Source organism: Brevundimonas sp. Soil_N_31 (genome assembly GCF_057655995.1).
This window is the reverse complement of sequence record NZ_JBDGLE010000002.1, coordinates 413,284-428,978: the sequence shown is the minus strand read 5'-3', so window position 1 is coordinate 428,978 and position 15,695 is coordinate 413,284. Positions and strand designations below refer to the sequence as shown.

Genomic DNA, 15,695 nt, shown 5'->3' with positions numbered 1-15,695 from the left:
GCCCCCGCCCCACGCCCCCCCGCGCCATGGCGATCAGCGCTAGAGCGACGGTGCCGGCGACCGACTTCCATCCCATCGACATCACCGACCCTCCAGCCGCGCGAGCGAGAATGCAGCAATATGAACTGTTCGGTCATCCCCCGGCATGCGCCGTCGCCTTGACGTGAGAGCGACGGCGCAATTGGACCCTCAGAAGCTGTAGCGCAGCCCCACGCCATAGGTCGCCGGGGCGCCGACCAGCCGCGACGCGCCGTTCAGCTCCGGGAAGTAGACCTCGTCGGTGATGTTGCGGCCATAGGCGTAGACCGCCCAGTTGGCCGCGCTCTCCAGTTCCACCCGTGCGTTCAGCAGGGTGTAGGCCTCAGCCGTATTGCCCGGCGCGGCGTTCAGGCGGTTGCTTTCCTCGCCGTGGTGCGAAACCGACAGCCGTGTGTCCAGGCGCCAGCCGTTGGCCAGCATCAGCCCGTGGTTCAGCGAGGCGGTGGCCGTCACGTCCGGCGCGCCCGGGAGGGGATCCCCGACCGTCGACAGCACCTCGGCCACGCGCGCCGAGCTGAAGGAGATGATCTCGGTGTCCAGGAAGGCCGCCGCCACATCCAGGTCCAGCGTCTGGTTCGCCCCTTCGAACAGCAGGGCGTTGACGGCGAACTCCACGCCCTTGCTCTCGGCCTCGCCGACGTTGGCGCGACCATTGGTGTCGTTGGCCAGGCGGGTCGTCGCCTGCAGCTCCTTGAACCTGTAGCTGAAGGCGTCCAGCGAGAGGCGCAGGCGGGCTGTCGTCCAGCGCAGCCCGGTCTCGTAGGCGATGACGGTCTCGGACTCGAACGGCAGGGTCTCGGCCTGGGTGAAGATGGAGGTGCCGTCGAAGCCGCCGCCGCGATAGCCTGTCCCCGCCGAGACGAAGACGTTCAGGTTCGGAGTGAAGGCGTACCTGGCCGTGACCCGGCCCGAGACATTGTCGTCCTCGAAAGCGCGGTCCCAGATGAAGGGGTTGGTCGTTGCGAAGGTGGTGGTGAAGGTCGAGATGCCCCAGGGGTTCAGGTCATCGTTGCGACCGCTGAAGGTCGCCTCGTCTCGCGTGTAGCGCAGGCCGCCCGACAGGGTCAGCTTGTCGGTCAGGTCATAGTCCGCCTGGCCGAAGACGGCGAAGCTGTTGCGGGTCTGCTTGTGCAGGTTGTCGTACTTGGTCCGGGCCGTATAGCTGGTCCAGTGGGTGTCGAAGTCGATGTCGTCCGAGACGTAGAAGACGCCCGCGATCCAGTCCAGGCGGCCGCCGGTGTCGTCGCTGAGGCGCATTTCCAGCGACGCCTGGCTCAGCGTCTCGTCGGCGTCGAAACGCGAGGCCGGATAGGGCGAACCGTCGCCGTTGCCCCGGACCGAACGGGTCGTGCCCTGGACGTTGCCGATCACGGCCAGGTTCAGGTTGTCAGCAAACCGATGCGCCAGCGCGGCCGACACGCCGTAGATGTCGATGCTCTGGGTCGGATATTCGGACGAATAGAACTCGTAGGGGTCGTCGTTCTCGCCAGCGTTGGCGATGTTGCTGTCCAGCGCCGCCGAGATGCGGTCGTACTGGCGCGTGTCGCCCCGGTCGCGGCTGCCGAACAGCTTCACGGTCAGGTTGGTGTCCGGCGTGAAGTCGAAGGCGACCGTGGCCCGGCCGGCGAACAGGTCCTTGTCGCCGAAGCCTTCGCGACGGCCCGGATCGACGATGGCCGGAACCTGGCTCTGGACGACCCCGCCGATGACCGGGCGATAGCCGGCCAGATCGCCCGCGCCCACGCCGGTCATGAAGCCCCCGCCCTGCTCGGCCAGGACGGCCAGACGCACGCCGATCTTGTCGCTCAGCGGCCCGCCGACAGCGGCCTCCATGGCGGTGTAGTCATGGCTGCCGATCTCGAGACGTCCGCCGCCCTCGACCACCTCGCCCGGCCCCTTGATGATGGCGTTGATCACGCCCGCCGTGGTGTTGCGTCCATAAAGGGTGCCCTGCGGTCCCTTCAGGATCTCGACCCGGTCCAGGTCGAACAGGGGCATGCCCAGATAGGCGTTGGAGGTCTGGTAGACGCCATCGACATGAAGGGCGACCGAGGGGTTGCCGTTGGGCTTGTAGTCATCGGCGCCGCCGATGCCTCGAATGCTGATCAGGCCGTAGTTGGTGCCGCCGAAGGCGTAGTTGACCGAGACGCCCGGAACCTCGTCCACCAAACCGGTCACGCTGTCTATGCCGCGGCGCTGGGCGTCGTCGCCGTCCAGCACCGTGACGGCCAGCGGCACGTCCTGGATTCGCTGGGCGCGCTTCTGGGCCGTGACGATCACGTCCTCGATGGCCGTGACGTCTCCGGTTCCGGCGTCAGCGCGGTCGACTGCAACAGAAAAGGTGCGCGCCCCGACCGGCGTCACGATCAGGCCCGTACCCTCCACCATGCGGCGCAGCGCCTCGGCGGGCGCCAAGACGCCGACCACGCGGTTGGCGCGACGGCCGCGCACGGCTTCCGGCGCGAACAGCACCTGCACGTCGGCGGTGCGGGCCAGGGTCGTCAGCCCCTCCTCCATCGACTGGCCTTCAATGGCGAAGGAGACGACTGCGCCGCCGTTCGGCGACTGGGCCAGAACCGGCGTCGCCGCTGCGACCGCGGCGACGGCCGAGCAGGCCAGAAGCATGCGCTTGAAGGCGCCGGCGCGCGGCTTGGAAATGAACATGGGAGCCCCTGAAAACTGGTCGGCCGCTCGTCGGCGGCTCCCCCTCAGAAACGAAAGGCGCCCTGCAGACCCCCACCCCGTCGTGGAAATTTCATCAAAGCGTAGCCGCCGCGTCAGACGATTTCCCGGGCGTTCCGATGCGCCATTCCCCGTCCGCCGTCCTCTGCACGGACAGGTCGAACCCGCGCGCCAGAGCCATGACGAACTCCTGCCCTCCGTCGTAACGGAAGGAGCCGGATATGCGCACCTCGCCAGCCGCCGCGTCCGTCAACGTCAGTCGTTCCGAGGCGTAGCGATTGAAGCTCTCGACCACCTCGCGAAGCGGCCGATCGCGCACGACCAGTCGCCCCATCCGCCAGGCCGTCGCGGCCTCGACATCGACGGGCGCGGCTCGCAGTTCGCCACCCAGCGCCTGTCCGCCCTGCCCCGCCGTCAGGAACAGATGCGCGCCTGCGCCGCCTCTTTCCACCAACCGCAACCGCCCTTCCTCGACGATCACCTCCGGCCGTAGATCCGCATGGGTCGCCTGGAACCGACCCTGTGCGGTCGTCACAAGGCGGTCGCCGACGCGCAGGACGAAGGGCTCGGCGTCCGGCAGGATGTGGAAGTAGGCCTGGCCGGCCTCGAGCACCGCCGAACGACGATCGGCGCCATAGTCGAGGCGCAGCCGAGAGGACGGCGCCAGGGTCACCTCCGACCCGTCCGGCAACGGCGCGGTCAGCCTCTGGCCCGCCTCCGTCGAGATCAGCGCCCGGGCCGGCGACGACGCCGTCATCACCCACACCCCGCCGCATGACGCCGCAACGGCCCCGCCGGTCAGGCCGAACAAGGCGCGTCGTCGCGTAAGGCGGCGGGCGCCGGGCCCCAGGGCGGCCGCTCGCAGCGCCAGCATCTGCGCCTCGCCGGCGTCCAGCTCCAGCAGGCGCCAGGCCTGCTGGCAGCCGCGATAGGCCCGGGCGTTGTCGGGGTCTTCGTTCAACCACCGTCGGAACGCGGCCTCATCCTCCATAGGAGTCGGATCGCCGCTGTTCATCCGCGCGAACCAGAAGGCGGCCAGGTCGGCGTGATCGTCGTTGCTCGGCTCAGGGAGGAGAGAGGACATCAGCGATCCCCCTCGACCAGATCCAGCCGCAAGGCCGCCATCGCGCGCGCCATATGCTTCTCGACCGCGCTCACGGATATGCCCAACCGCCTCGCGATCTGCAGGTAGGTCAGGTTCTCGAACCGCCGCAGGATCACCACCTGGCGCGCGCGAGGCGGCAGGGCGTTCAGAGCCGCCAGCATTCTTTTCAGCCGCTGCTTCCCCGCGACGATCTGCTCGGCGCCGGGCGCCTCGCTCTGCGCGACCAGGTCGTCGATCCCGACATGCCGTCCCTGCCCCCGGGCCTGTTCATAGCGTCCCCGGTCCCGCACCATGTTGGCCGCCGCCTCGAACACATAGCCGTCGACGTTTTCAAGGCTGAGCAGATCGGCGCGGCGCAACAACCGGACGAACAGGTCCTGCACCATTTCCTCGGCGTCGGCCGGCGACCCGGACCGGCGCAGGAAGAAGTGAAACAGCGGTCCGCGAAGCCTGCGTGTCAGCCCCCCGAATCCGTCCTCGGACGCAAGGCCTGACGACGGAATATCCGCGCCGATCAATGTATCTGTCTGCTGGTTCACAGGCGGCTGATGACGCTCAAGCGTCACCGCCTGATGTCGGTTGCACGACAAATCCATATCAGTTGCGACGCTCCGGACGTCCGGAGGAAAAACGTCACACAGCATCGCTATGGGCGTCCGAACACGTAGGCTCGGGGCAGACTCATGGACATGTTCAAACGGATCGGCGCGAGCGTGGCTCTCGCCTTGTCGCTGGGCGGGGCGCTGCTTGCGCCTGCAGTTCCGGCCAGGTCCGAGATCTTCACCGTCGCCGTCGTTTCAGACACCCAGAACTATGCCGACATCACCCTGCCGCAACCACGCGGCGCCGATACCTTTGACCAGCAGATGCGCTATCTGGTCGATACGCGGCAGGACAAGAACCTGGCCTTCGTCACCTTCGTCGGCGACATCGTCCAGCATGGCGACGGGCAGTTCCGTCGGGCGATCCCCGACGCCGAGGGTGAATACCAGTTCTTCGACACGCGCGAGGAATGGGACATCGCCAACCGCGCCATCTCGATCCTCAGCCGCAGCGGCCTGCCGTTCGGCATGGTTCCGGGCAACCACGATTACGACAACTATTCCTGGTGGACCCAGGATGGCCCCGGCGCCTCCAAGCCGCTGGCTGGCGGCCGCACATGGAGCCTCTATTTCGGACCGACCTCGCGCCATTTCGCCGGCAAGGCCTGGTACGGAGGCGCGTCGGAAAATGGACTGAACAGCTATCAGACCTTCAACGGCGGCGGACGGACGTACCTGCACCTGTCGCTGGAGATGGAGCCCCCGCAATCCGCGCTGGCCTGGGCCCAGGGCGTGATCGACGCCCATCCCGGCCTTCCCGTCATGATCACCACCCACGAATGGCTGCGCCCTGACGCGCAGGAGCGATCAAACGGCTACGACAGCTATTTCCCGGGCGCCGACAACCTCGGCCCCGACCAGGTCTGGGATCGTTTCATTCGCAAGAACGCCATGATCTTCATGGTCCTGAGCGGACACAACTACACCCGCCCGGTGGACGGCGTGTCCAATGGCGAGAACCTTCGGATCGACCTCAACGACGCCGGGCATCCGGTCTATCAGCTGATCCAGGACTACCAGGGCAATACTGTCGGGCCGGACGGTACGGCGGGTTCGGCCAACGGAGGCGCGGGCTGGCTGAGGTTCATGGCGTTCGACACCGACACCCGGAAAATCCGCTTCTACACCTACTCGACCTTACTGGGGCGGTACGCTGGCCGTGACGGCGAAGCCACCTTCGGCGTCGCGCCCGAACGGTCCGAGTTCGAACTGCCCTTCCCGCCGCAGCTGTAGTCCCCGATTGCAGGGTCTTCCCCCCCTCCCATTCAGGCCGGCAGGCGGTTTTGCATCAGGCCGCCACCATCAGTTCTCGCCTGATACATGAGGCATGACCTGAACTATCTCAAGGAAGGGGCGAGGCGCATGGGCAATGCTCCGGCTTCGCGCGTTTCCTTCCATCTCTGCCGTTTGGAGGCGGCAGGCCTCATCGCCAGCCGCCGGAACGGCCGATCAATAATTCACAACGCCGTCTTCCCCGCCCTGTCTGATCTGGTGGCGCTCCTGATGCGAGACTGTTGTGACGGTCATTGCGAGTTTTGCGGTCGCGCTATCGAACTCTTCTTCCAATGCACCGGTCCCCCCGCGGACAAAGCTCGTAAAGGTCGGGCCGTCATCGATCTGGCAGCCGTTTCCATCCTCCCGGGGATGGATTGGGATGGGCGTCCATAAGCCTGCCTTGGCAGCGCCGTTGCGCCTTCAGGTGTTTGCCCTCAGCCCCGATCAAAGCCTCTAGCCAGGGTCGGGGCCAACTGGGCGAGGCCCTCTTTACCGATATCAAGGCTGACCTGTTGTCCCGACGCCAAAGTCGGCGTCCCGGGTCGAAGACGCGCGTAGTGTTCAAAGCCCCAGCATAGCACACGATTACGAAGCGCCTTGATCTCAATTCGTCATGCGCTCCCGTCTTGACCACCTCACGAGCGCCCGGGTCCGGCGATCCGAGCGATCCGCCCGCTTTCAAGCCGTCTCTGATTTTGACTCAGATAGCGACTAGCCCAAGGCACTGTATTTTCACCGATTTTCAGGGAGCTTTGCACTAATGTGCTAATCTTAGCGCTAAACGAACCGAGCTTTGGCGCTGCCTGATCTGACGGGCAGGCGCGTTCGATACCGATGTCTAGCGCGTCTGCGCCGCCTTTCGCCACGATTTCACTTTGATTTGGTGAGGCTTCGGGATTTTGGGATGGAGACAGCAAGGGCGGCGTGCTCACGCGGCTCTTTAAGGGATAGCTTGCGTATCCTTTTGGGCGTATAATCAGTGTTGATGGGGATGGAGCTCCCCGATAACCGCCGCAAGGCTGATAGCTCCTGCTATGCGAGAGGCCGCTTGGCCGCGCAATGGCGGGAGCATATGACCTTTCCCACCCATTGAGCGAAACCCGCGCGCCTCACAACACAATGGAGGCAAAATGGGATTTTTGATTGTTTTTCTAGGATCGGGTATCGGAGGCGCGATGCGCCACGGCGTCAATCTCCTGGCCGCAAAAACATGGGGCGAGGAGTTTCCGTTCGGTACGATGGCGATTAACGTCCTCGGCTCATTCGTCATGGGGCTGTTGGTTGAGCTGTTCGCATTCAAGTTCGGAATGAGCCAGCAGTGGCGACTGTTTCTGACTACTGGCGTCGTAGGCGGTTTCACCACGTTCTCGACATTCTCGCTTGAGGCGGCGCTCCTGTGGGAACGTGGGCATGTTTTGCAAGCATTCCTCTATGTGTCTGGTTCGGTGGTGCTAGGCATAGGCGCTCTGTTTGTTGCGCTGTACCTTGGCAGACACTTGCTAGGCATCAGTGATGCCTTGTAGGCAAGGGTGCAAATAGCGGCTCCCCGCCAGAACCAGTTTACAGATTAGCCAAAACGCATAGCCAATATTGGCGTTTTGGCGGTTTCTTAAACCACTGGCGCGCTTGCGCGCCAGTGACATTCTTATCTTTCCTATCCCATCTTATCGGGAGGGGCTCCGAGGTTTTGGGGCGGAAACGGAAAGGACCGCGTGGTAACGTGGCCTCTTCCGTTCAGAATAATTCGCCTTGTCGGGTGGCTTCGACATGGCGTCGCCACTCTGGCTTTGTCGCCTTCTCGTCCAGCCATGCGACGATCTGCGCTACAGATCGCCGCCGTTGGCCTCGACGGCGCCGCAGGGATGGAAATGCGATTTGTAGCCGTATCGGTGATGGGAAGCGGCGCGCGTTCTGGTCGAATGCTTTGGTTTTCAAGGCGGGCGATCACGCCCTCGTCCACGTCGCCGCAATAGTAGTCGAGCAATTCCGCGCCAAGCGCGCCATGCTCGGCGATGAACGCGGCCAGTTCGGCCACCCGTTCAAGGCTGGCATATTCGCTAAGGCGCCCGCTACCGCCCTTGCTCTCTCGATCGACGTCCCACGGCCGGCGCTCGGAGCAGATCAGATCACCCTCCAGTCATGATCGGGTTCCTGGTCCCCGCCTGTCTGTTTCTGGGCTGTATCCTATTTGCCCCTGCTACAGTCCTGACCGCCCCTGGGAGGCGGCGCTGCTCGCCCTGGGCGGCCCGTCTTCTCAGGATCACTCCGGTACGTCGGCGACGGCCTATGTCTCGCGCGATCCCCGGGACTACGGATCGGCCCTCATGATCCGGAACAGACCCGACGCCCAGACCCGCGGTGACAAAACATCGCAAAACCAATGAGAAGAAGGATAAGGCCGCGCTATAGCCGGGCGCGACGCCGCTGCAGCAAGCAACGTGCTGTGTCTTTAGACGGCGCTCTGCGTTTCAGGGCGAACCTTATAACAGATTGCCATTGGCGTTTGACGTTATTAGCTAGGCTTTGATGCCTTGGTCGATGATCAGATTGGCGAGAATTTTTGCGGCGCTGACCCTGGTCATCGCCGTTTTCGCCGTGATTCCGGCGACCGACGCCGCAGCCTGCACCCCCGAGATCCCCGCTCTCGAGCAGGTGCTCAATCCTCATCCCAGCGATACGCATGGCGGCGAGGGCGTCGAATCTGGGGCCTGCGCCCACGGCCATTGCCACCATACGGCCAGCGAGCGTCATGCCATCCCCGAAATCGATGTGACGGCGCCCCATGCGGCGTCGCCGCGTGTCATCCCCGGCGATGACACGACCGTGTCCTTCGCCCCCAACGGTCTCAAGCGCCCCCCCAGAGCCTGATCAGAAGCCTGCGCCATCGCGCGCCCTCCTTCTGAATTAATTCTGGAAATTCAAACATGTCTCCGACAATTCGTCGTCGGCCGCGCCTCGCGACCGGCTGCGCGCTGGTCGTGCTCGCCTCCCTTGCGGCCGGGCCGACCTGGGCCGAGCCTGCACCCTCCTACGCCGAACTCCTGGCCCGCCTGGACCAGACGCCGGCCGCATCCGAAGCGTTCGCCTTGGTCGACGCCGCCGAAGCCCGTGTTCGACAGGCCCGCGTTCGCCCCAATCCCAATCTTTCCCTCACCGCCGAGAATGTCGGCGGCTCGGGTCCCTATTCTGGTTTCGGCGCAGCTGATCTAGGCCTCTCATTCAGTCAGGATCTCGAGCTGTGGGGGCGCAGGCCCGCGCGGGTGAACGTCGCCCGGGCCGAGGCAGGATCAGCGGCTCTTCGGCGCGACCTAGCCCTCATTGACGCCGGCGGCCGCCTAGCCCTGACCTATGCTGAGGCCGAGGCGGCCCAGCGCCGAACCCAATTGGCCGAGGAAGGCCTTTCCCTGGCCCTGGCGGACGCTCGCGCCGCCCTGGCTTTGGTCGAGGAAGGGCGCGAGCCTCTCCTGCGGGGGGTCCAGGCCGAGAGCGAAGCCGCCGCCGCCCGGGCCAGTCTGGACGAAGCCCTGGCCGAACGCCAGGCCGCCCTCGCCCGCCTGACTGCTGTCGCCATGCTGCCCGCTCCGGCCACCTCGATCGACGCCAGCCTGCTCGACGCCGCGGTCAGCGTCCAACCGACGCCGGTCGACAGCGCCCCGACGGTTCGGGTGGCTGAATCGGAGGCCACGGCCGCCGAGCGCCGCATCCAGGTCGAGCGCATCGACGGCCGTCCAGACGTCACCGCCAGCGTCGGCGTGACACGGTACGGCTTGGAGGACGAGACCGCCCTGACCGTCGGTCTCAGCCTGCCCCTGCCCCTGTTCAACAGGAACCGTGGCAATATTGATGCGGCCCAGGCTGAGTTCCGCGCAGCGGAGGCCCGCGTTCTCCAGGCGCGGCAGGACGCCCATGCAGACCGATCAGCCGCGATGGCCCGCCTTGCCTCCTCCGGCAGCCGCGTCTCGGCGGCCGATGCAGGAGTGAAGGCGGCCGAGGAGGCCTATCGCCTGTCGCGACTCGGCGCCGATGCCGGGCGCATCTCCCAACTCGAACTGCGGGTCAGCCGCACCGCCCTGATCAACGCTCGCGCCGCCGCCGTCGACGCTCGCCTATCGCGCGTCCGCGCCGAAATCGATCTGGCGCGCCTGGAAGGCCGCGCCCCGTTCCAAGGAAACTCCTGATGCGCTCCAAGACATCCAACAAGACCCTGCTGATCGGCGGTGTCGCCGCCCTGGTCATTCTGGGCGGCGGGGGCCTCTATATGGCCCTGCAGAAACCATCTGCGACGCCGGCGGAAGAGGCCGCTCCGGCGAAGGCCGCTGACCAGGCCGAGGGCGAAGCGGGCCACGCCGACGAAGGCGAGACCCCCGAGGGCGTCGTCGAGCTCAGCGCCGAACAGCTCAAGGCGGCCGGCATCTCGATCGTCGCCGTCTCGCGCGGCGGGGGCGGAGAAACCCGTCTGTCCGGCCGGGTCGAGGCCATGACAGACGCCCGGGCCGCCGTCGGCGCCATGGTCGGCGGCACGGTCGAGCGGGTGCTGGTGGCGCCGGGCCAGACGGTCCGTGCGGGCCAACCCCTGATCAGCCTCGTCAGCGGCGAAGGCGCCGCCTTGCGCGCCGATATCGACGCCGCCTCGGCGGCGGCGACGGCGGCTCGTCAGGCCTTCCAGCGCAACCGCAACCTCGCCGACCAGGGCGTCGTCGCCCGTCAGGAGGTCGAGGCCTCCCAGGCCCAGGCCGCCAGCGCCGAGGCCATGGCCCGCGCCGCGCGGGCGCGCGCGACGGCGGCCGGTTCGCCCAACGCCTCGGGACGAATGAGCGTCGTCAGTCCCATCTCGGGCGTCGTCACCAATGTCCAGGTCGGCCCGGGCGGCTTCGTCGCCCAGGGCGGCGTGGTCGCCGAGGTGACAAATCCGGCCCGCGTCGAGCTGGTCTTCAACGCACCGCCGCAACTGGCGGCCCAGGTCCGCGTCGGCTCGCGCATGCGCGTTACCGGCCCTCAGGGCGAGTTCGACGCCCTGGTGGTCGGGGTTGCGGCCGACGCCGGCCTGCAGGACAGCGGCGCGACCGTGATCCGCGCCCGTCCGGACGGCGGCGGCCTGCCGCCGGCGGGTTCGCCCGTCACCGGCGCTGTCGTCACCGGAAATCCTTCCGGCGGCGCCCTGACCGTGCCGTCCGAAGCAGTGCAGACGGTCGACGGCACCACAGTGGTTTTCGTCCGAAATGATCACGGTTTCCGCGCTCAGCCCGTGCTGGCCGGACGTCAGGCCGGCGGCTCCACCGAGATCCTGCGCGGCCTGACCGGAACCGAACGCGTCGCGGCGGCCAACGCCTTCCTGCTCAAGGCCGAACTGGCCAAGGGCGAAGCCGAGCACGGCCACTAAGGGAGGACGATCATGTTCAAAGCGATCATCGAGGCGTCCGTCCGCTTCCGCTGGTTCATCGTTCTCGCCACGACCCTGGTCGCGGCCTGGGGCCTGTTCCAACTGACCAAGCTGCCGATCGACGCCGTGCCGGACATCACCAACCGGCAGGTGCAGATCAACACCGTGGCCCCGGCCCTGGCCCCCGAACAGATGGAGCGTCAGGTCACCTACCCGCTGGAAACGGCGATGGCGGGCATTCCGGGGATACAGAGCACCCGCTCCCTGACCCGCAACGGCTTCAGCCAGGTCACCGTCATCTTCAGCGACGCCACCGACATCTACTTCGCCCGCCAGCAGGTGGCCGAGCGGATGGCTCAGGCGCGCGAGAACCTGCCCGAGGGCGTCGAACCGGCCCTGTCGCCCATCACCACCGGTCTGGGCGAAGTCCTGATGTGGACGGTCGACCTCAAGCCCTTCGACGCCAAGACGGCGCGGGCGGGCCGCCCCGGCTGGCAACCCGACGGCGCCTATCTGACGCCTGAAGGCGAGCGGCTCGACACGCCCCAGGCGCGCGCCACCTATCTGCGCACCGTGCAGGACTGGATCATCGCGCCCCGGATGCGGACCGCGCCCGGTCTGGCGGGCGTCGACGTCAACGGCGGCTATGTGAAGGAGTACGCCGTCCGCCCTGATCCGGCGCGGCTTGCCGGCTATGGCTTGGGCTTGGGCGACCTAATCCAGGCCCTGGATCGCGCCAACACCCAGGCGGGCGCCGGATACGTGCAGCGGGCCGGCGAGGCCCTGACCGTGCGTACAGACGCCCTGGCCCAGACGGTCGAGGATCTGGCCCAGGCGCCCGTGGTCAATCGCAACGGCCTGGTCGTGCGCGTCGCCGACGTGGCGGTGGTCGAAATCGGCCAGGCGCCGCGTCTGGGCGGGGCCAGCCGCGACGGCCATGAAGCGGTCATCGGTACGGCCCTGATGCTTGCGGGCGAGAACAGCCGCACCGTGGCTCAGGCCGCCGCCGAGCGGCTGGAGCAGATCAGCGCCAGCCTGCCGCCCGACATCGTGGCCGAGCCGGTGCTGAACCGCAGCGCCCTGGTCAACTCCACCATCAAGACGGTGGCCAAGAACCTGACCGAAGGCGCCCTGCTGGTCATCGTCGTGCTGTTCCTGCTGCTGGGGAACATCCGCGCGGCGACGATCACGGCCCTGATGATCCCGATCAGCTTCCTGTTCGCGGTCATCGGCATGAACCGCTTCGGCATCAGCGGGAACCTGATGAGCCTCGGCGCCCTGGACTTCGGCCTTCTGGTCGACGGCGCCGTGGTGGTGGTCGAGAACACCCTGCTCATGCTCAGCCAGCGCCGAGCGGATGTGGGCCGCGCCCTGACCCGCCACGAACGTCTGGGCGTCGCCGCCAACGCCGCGCGCCAGATGGTCAAGCCCGCCGCCTTCGGCCAGCTGATCATCCTGCTGGTCTTCACCCCCCTGCTGATGCTGGAAGGGGTCGAGGGCAAGACCTTCATCCCCATGGGCGCCACAGTCATGCTGGCCCTGGTCGGCGCCTTCATCTTCTCCTTCACCTTCGTCCCGGCCATGACCGCCCTGCTGGTCAAGGAGCCCAAGACCGTCCATGTCGATGAGAACGGCGAGGCGGAAGAGCATGAGACCTTCCTGCTGCGCCATGCGCGCCGCTGGATCGAACCGGCCATCCGCGCCGCCGTCGCGCATCCGAAGACGGTGCTGTGCTCGGCCTTCGGCGCCCTGCTGATCGGCGCCCTGGCCTTCACCCTGCTGGGACGCGAGTTCATCCCGACGCTGGACGAAGGCGACATCGCCATGCAGGCGCTGCGCGTGCCCTCGGCCTCGCTGGAGCAATCCCTCGCCATGCAGATGGCGCTGGAGCGAGCCATCAAGGCCCAGCCCGAGGTGAAGACCGTCTTCTCGCGCACCGGCACGGCCGAGGCGGCGGTGGACCCCATGCCGCCGAACATCTCCGACGCCGTCATCGTGCTGAAGAAGCGCAAGGAATGGCCCGATCCGCGCTTGCCGAAGGAAGAGCTGATCGCCCGCATAGAGAAGGCCGCCTCGACCCAGTTGGGCAACGCTTTCGAGTTCAGCCAGCCGATCGAACTGCGCTTCAACGAGCTGATCTCAGGCGTTCGCACCGATCTGGCGGTCATGGTCTATGGCGACGACTTCGCCCAGCTTCAGAAGACGGCGGATCAGGTGGCCAACGCCCTGCGCGACACGCCTGGCTCGGCCGACGTGCGGGTGGAGCAGGCGTCCGGCCTGCCGACCCTGACGGTCAGCGTCGACCGCTTCGCCGCCGCCAACTACGGCCTAGCGGCTGCAGACGTGTCGGAAGCGGTCTCGGCCGCGATCGGCGGCGCCGAGGCAGGACAAATCTTCGAGGGGGACCGTCGTTTCGACGTCGTGGTCCGTCTTGACGATACGCAGCGGAACAACCCCGCCGCCCTCGCCGCCCTGCCCGTCACCACGGCGACCGGTCTGACGGTGCCCCTGTCTTCGATCGCCCGCATCCAGGTGGCCGAGGGCCAGAACCAGATCAGCCGCAACGACGGCAGTCGCCGCATGGTGGTCCAGGCCAACGTCCGCGGCCGCGATCTGGGCGGCTTTGTCGGGGACGCCCAGGACAGGGTCGGCGCCCAGGTCAAGCTGCCGACCGGCTATTCGCTCAAATGGGGCGGGCAGTTCGAGAACCTGAAGCGAGCCGAACAGCGGCTCGGCCTGGTCATCCCGGTGGTTTTCGTCCTGATCGGCATCCTGCTGTTCATGGCGCTGGGCTCCTTCGCTGAGGCGGGACTGGTCTTCGCCTGTGTTCCCCTGGCCCTGGTCGGCGGGGCGCTGGCCCTGTTGCTCAGGGGCATGCCTTTCTCGGTCTCGGCGGCGGTCGGCTTCATCGCTGTGTCCGGCGTCGCGACCCTTAACGGTCTGGTCCTGATGCAGGCCATTCGCGAGCGGCTGCAGGCGGGTCAGAACCCGCACGACGCCGCCCTCTTCGGCGCCTTCAGCCGCCTGCGGGCGGTGCTGACGACGGCCCTGGTGGCCATCGTCGGCTTCATCCCAATGGCGCTGGCGCACGGAGCCGGGGCCGAGGTGCAGAAGCCTCTGGCCACCGTGGTCATCGGCGGTCTTCTGACGGCCACGGCCTTGACGCTGCTGGTGCTGCCGACCTTCGCGGCCAAGGCCGTCAAACATCGCAAGGCGGAAGGGATCGAGGACTGATGGGCGGATCCCGGGAACAGGATACGCTTCAACGTCGCACGCTTGTCGTCGTTCTGGCGCTCAACGTCCTCCTGTTCGTGGGTCTCGGAGTCGGCGGCCTGTTCGCCGACTCCAGCGCCCTCCTCGCCAACCCGCTCGACAACGGCTCCAACGCCGCGGTTTATATGATAAGCATCCTGGCCATCGGCCGGACGATGTTTTGGAAGACCTGCGCCGCCCGGCTGTCGGGGATCATGCTGTTGATCTTCGCCGCCGGCGTCCTGCTGGCCGTAGGACGGCGCTGGATCGTAGGGACCGAACCGGTCGGCTGGACCATGATGGGTCTCGCCGTCATATCGGCGGTCGTGAACCTGATCTGCCTTGTCCTGCTCAAGCGTCAGGACGGCGACGACGTCAACCTGGAGGCGGCGCAGACCTTCAGCGTCAATGACTTCGCCTCGAACGGCGGCATGCTCGTCGCCGGCGGACTGGTCACGGCCCTGAGTCAGGCCTGGCCAAATCGAGCGGCAGGCCTCGCCTTCAAAGGCGGAATGGACATCCTCCGCGACGCGAGCAGCGTCGCCGTTGAAGGAACAATCTCGTGAATCCTCCCAAACAGCACGGGCGTGAAGGCTCCGCCGTCCCTATCGACATCCAGGGCGTCCAGAAATGGCGCAAGCTCTTCATCCTGGCGGGCCTTTTCGCCCTCCTGGCCTGGACGCCGCTGGTCAAGGCCCGCCCCGAATTTGAACACCCCGTCGAACATCTCGGCCTCATCGCCATCATGATCTGCATCTTCGGCCGCGCCTGGTGCTCCCTCTACATTGGGGGGCGCAAGAAACAGGAAATCGTCTCCAACGGCCCCTATTCCCTCTGCCGCAATCCGCTCTACGTCTTCAGCTTCATCGGCGCCTTCGGCGTCGGCGCCATGTCAGGCAGCCTGACCATCGGCCTGGTGTTCGCCCTGGCCTGCTGGGGGGTCTTCCGGGCGGTCGTCGAAAGGGAGGAGCGCTTCCTCGCCGGCGCCTTCGGCGCGACCTATGAACGTTACCGCCTCCGGACGCCGCGTTTCCTTCCGGATCTCCGACTGTGGCGCGATGAGGCGGAACTTACGGTCCGCCCCGCCTTCTTCCTTCGCACCCTGAGAGACGGCCTCGTCTTTCTCCTGGCCCTGCCCCTGTTTGAACTTCTGGAGGGCCTCCAACAGTTCGGCTGGTTCAGCGTCATCTTCCAACTTCCCTAAGGCGAAGCATGGATCGCCAGCGTCTTGTGACCTCTCTCGCCGCTCTTCTTGCGGCGCTCGCCTTCCTTGCGGGCGCCGCCGTTCGCCTCGCTTCGCACGAGCGCGACGTTCAGGCGGAGTCGCCGCCCTCGCCTTCAGCCCCCTCTCCCTCATCCG

Annotated in this window: 11 protein-coding genes and 1 riboswitch; of the genes, 8 read left to right on the top strand and 3 right to left on the bottom strand. The window is 66.6% G+C overall.

Features of this window, described 5'->3' with window-relative positions:
• Nucleotides 1-189: 189 nt before the first annotated feature.
• The 3 genes from AC3A3G_RS05120 to AC3A3G_RS05110 form a co-directional block, all read right to left on the bottom strand.
• Nucleotides 190-2,703, bottom strand: coding sequence for a TonB-dependent receptor (locus tag AC3A3G_RS05120; protein WP_436357891.1), 2,514 nt, complete (start codon nt 2,701-2,703; stop codon nt 190-192).
• 94 nt (nt 2,704-2,797) lie between these two features.
• Nucleotides 2,798-3,805, bottom strand: a complete 1,008-nt coding sequence (locus tag AC3A3G_RS05115; protein WP_184273065.1) for a FecR family protein — start codon at nt 3,803-3,805, stop codon at nt 2,798-2,800.
• Nucleotides 3,805-4,422, bottom strand: coding sequence for an RNA polymerase sigma factor (locus tag AC3A3G_RS05110; protein WP_184273061.1), 618 nt, complete (start codon nt 4,420-4,422; stop codon nt 3,805-3,807). The genes AC3A3G_RS05115 and AC3A3G_RS05110 overlap by 1 nt, the downstream gene beginning before the upstream one ends.
• 87 nt (nt 4,423-4,509) lie before the next feature.
• Here AC3A3G_RS05110 and AC3A3G_RS05105 point away from each other — a divergent pair, with 87 nt between their 5' ends.
• The 8 genes from AC3A3G_RS05105 to AC3A3G_RS05070 all read left to right on the top strand — a co-directional run bounded on the left by AC3A3G_RS05105 (nt 4,510) and on the right by AC3A3G_RS05070 (nt 15,539).
• Nucleotides 4,510-5,661, top strand: coding sequence for a metallophosphoesterase (locus tag AC3A3G_RS05105; protein ID WP_313425379.1), 1,152 nt, complete (start codon nt 4,510-4,512; stop codon nt 5,659-5,661).
• Between the two features lie 1,020 nt (nt 5,662-6,681).
• Nucleotides 6,682-6,742: riboswitch (Fluoride riboswitch) on the top strand.
• Nucleotides 6,743-6,833: 91 nt separating this feature from the next.
• A complete protein-coding gene (gene crcB, locus AC3A3G_RS05100; RefSeq protein ID WP_396490296.1) occupies nt 6,834-7,226 on the top strand; it encodes a fluoride efflux transporter CrcB in 393 nt (130 codons plus the stop codon).
• A gap of 1,015 nt (nt 7,227-8,241) precedes the next feature.
• The gene (locus AC3A3G_RS05095) at nt 8,242-8,571 is read left to right on the top strand and encodes a hypothetical protein (protein ID WP_184273054.1); all 330 of its coding nucleotides are present in this window, start codon (nt 8,242-8,244) and stop codon (nt 8,569-8,571) included.
• Between the two features lie 56 nt (nt 8,572-8,627).
• The gene (locus tag AC3A3G_RS05090) at nt 8,628-9,881 is read left to right on the top strand and encodes a TolC family protein (RefSeq protein ID WP_184273051.1); all 1,254 of its coding nucleotides are present in this window, start codon (nt 8,628-8,630) and stop codon (nt 9,879-9,881) included.
• Nucleotides 9,881-11,083: an efflux RND transporter periplasmic adaptor subunit gene (locus AC3A3G_RS05085; protein ID WP_396490293.1), complete on the top strand. Its 1,203-nt coding sequence runs from the start codon at nt 9,881-9,883 to the stop codon at nt 11,081-11,083. Before AC3A3G_RS05090 ends, AC3A3G_RS05085 begins: the two co-directional genes overlap by 1 nt.
• Nucleotides 11,084-11,095: 12 nt before the next feature.
• Nucleotides 11,096-14,317, top strand: a complete 3,222-nt coding sequence (locus tag AC3A3G_RS05080; RefSeq protein WP_436357890.1) for an efflux RND transporter permease subunit — start codon at nt 11,096-11,098, stop codon at nt 14,315-14,317.
• Nucleotides 14,317-14,901, top strand: a complete 585-nt coding sequence (locus tag AC3A3G_RS05075) for a cation efflux transmembrane domain-containing protein (RefSeq protein WP_436357889.1) — start codon at nt 14,317-14,319, stop codon at nt 14,899-14,901. Before AC3A3G_RS05080 ends, AC3A3G_RS05075 begins: the two co-directional genes overlap by 1 nt.
• Nucleotides 14,898-15,539, top strand: a complete 642-nt coding sequence (locus tag AC3A3G_RS05070) for a methyltransferase family protein (protein WP_436357888.1) — start codon at nt 14,898-14,900, stop codon at nt 15,537-15,539. Before AC3A3G_RS05075 ends, AC3A3G_RS05070 begins: the two co-directional genes overlap by 4 nt.
• The last annotated feature ends 156 nt before the right edge of the window (nt 15,540-15,695 follow it).

Excerpts from the sequence above, each read along its gene's own strand:
- AC3A3G_RS05095 (WP_184273054.1), top strand. The coding sequence starts at position 8,242 with ATGATCAGATTGGCGAGAATTTTTGCGGCGCTGACCCTGGTCATCGCC.
- AC3A3G_RS05105 (WP_313425379.1), top strand. The coding sequence starts at position 4,510 with ATGGACATGTTCAAACGGATCGGCGCGAGCGTGGCTCTCGCCTTGTCG.
- AC3A3G_RS05075 (WP_436357889.1), top strand. The coding sequence starts at position 14,317 with ATGGGCGGATCCCGGGAACAGGATACGCTTCAACGTCGCACGCTTGTC.
- AC3A3G_RS05110 (WP_184273061.1), bottom strand. The coding sequence starts at position 4,422 with ATGGATTTGTCGTGCAACCGACATCAGGCGGTGACGCTTGAGCGTCAT.
- AC3A3G_RS05090 (WP_184273051.1), top strand. The coding sequence starts at position 8,628 with ATGTCTCCGACAATTCGTCGTCGGCCGCGCCTCGCGACCGGCTGCGCG.
- AC3A3G_RS05115 (WP_184273065.1), bottom strand. The coding sequence starts at position 3,805 with ATGTCCTCTCTCCTCCCTGAGCCGAGCAACGACGATCACGCCGACCTG.
- crcB (WP_396490296.1), top strand. The coding sequence starts at position 6,834 with ATGGGATTTTTGATTGTTTTTCTAGGATCGGGTATCGGAGGCGCGATG.
- AC3A3G_RS05120 (WP_436357891.1), bottom strand. The coding sequence starts at position 2,703 with ATGTTCATTTCCAAGCCGCGCGCCGGCGCCTTCAAGCGCATGCTTCTG.
- AC3A3G_RS05085 (WP_396490293.1), top strand. The coding sequence starts at position 9,881 with ATGCGCTCCAAGACATCCAACAAGACCCTGCTGATCGGCGGTGTCGCC.
- AC3A3G_RS05080 (WP_436357890.1), top strand. The coding sequence starts at position 11,096 with ATGTTCAAAGCGATCATCGAGGCGTCCGTCCGCTTCCGCTGGTTCATC.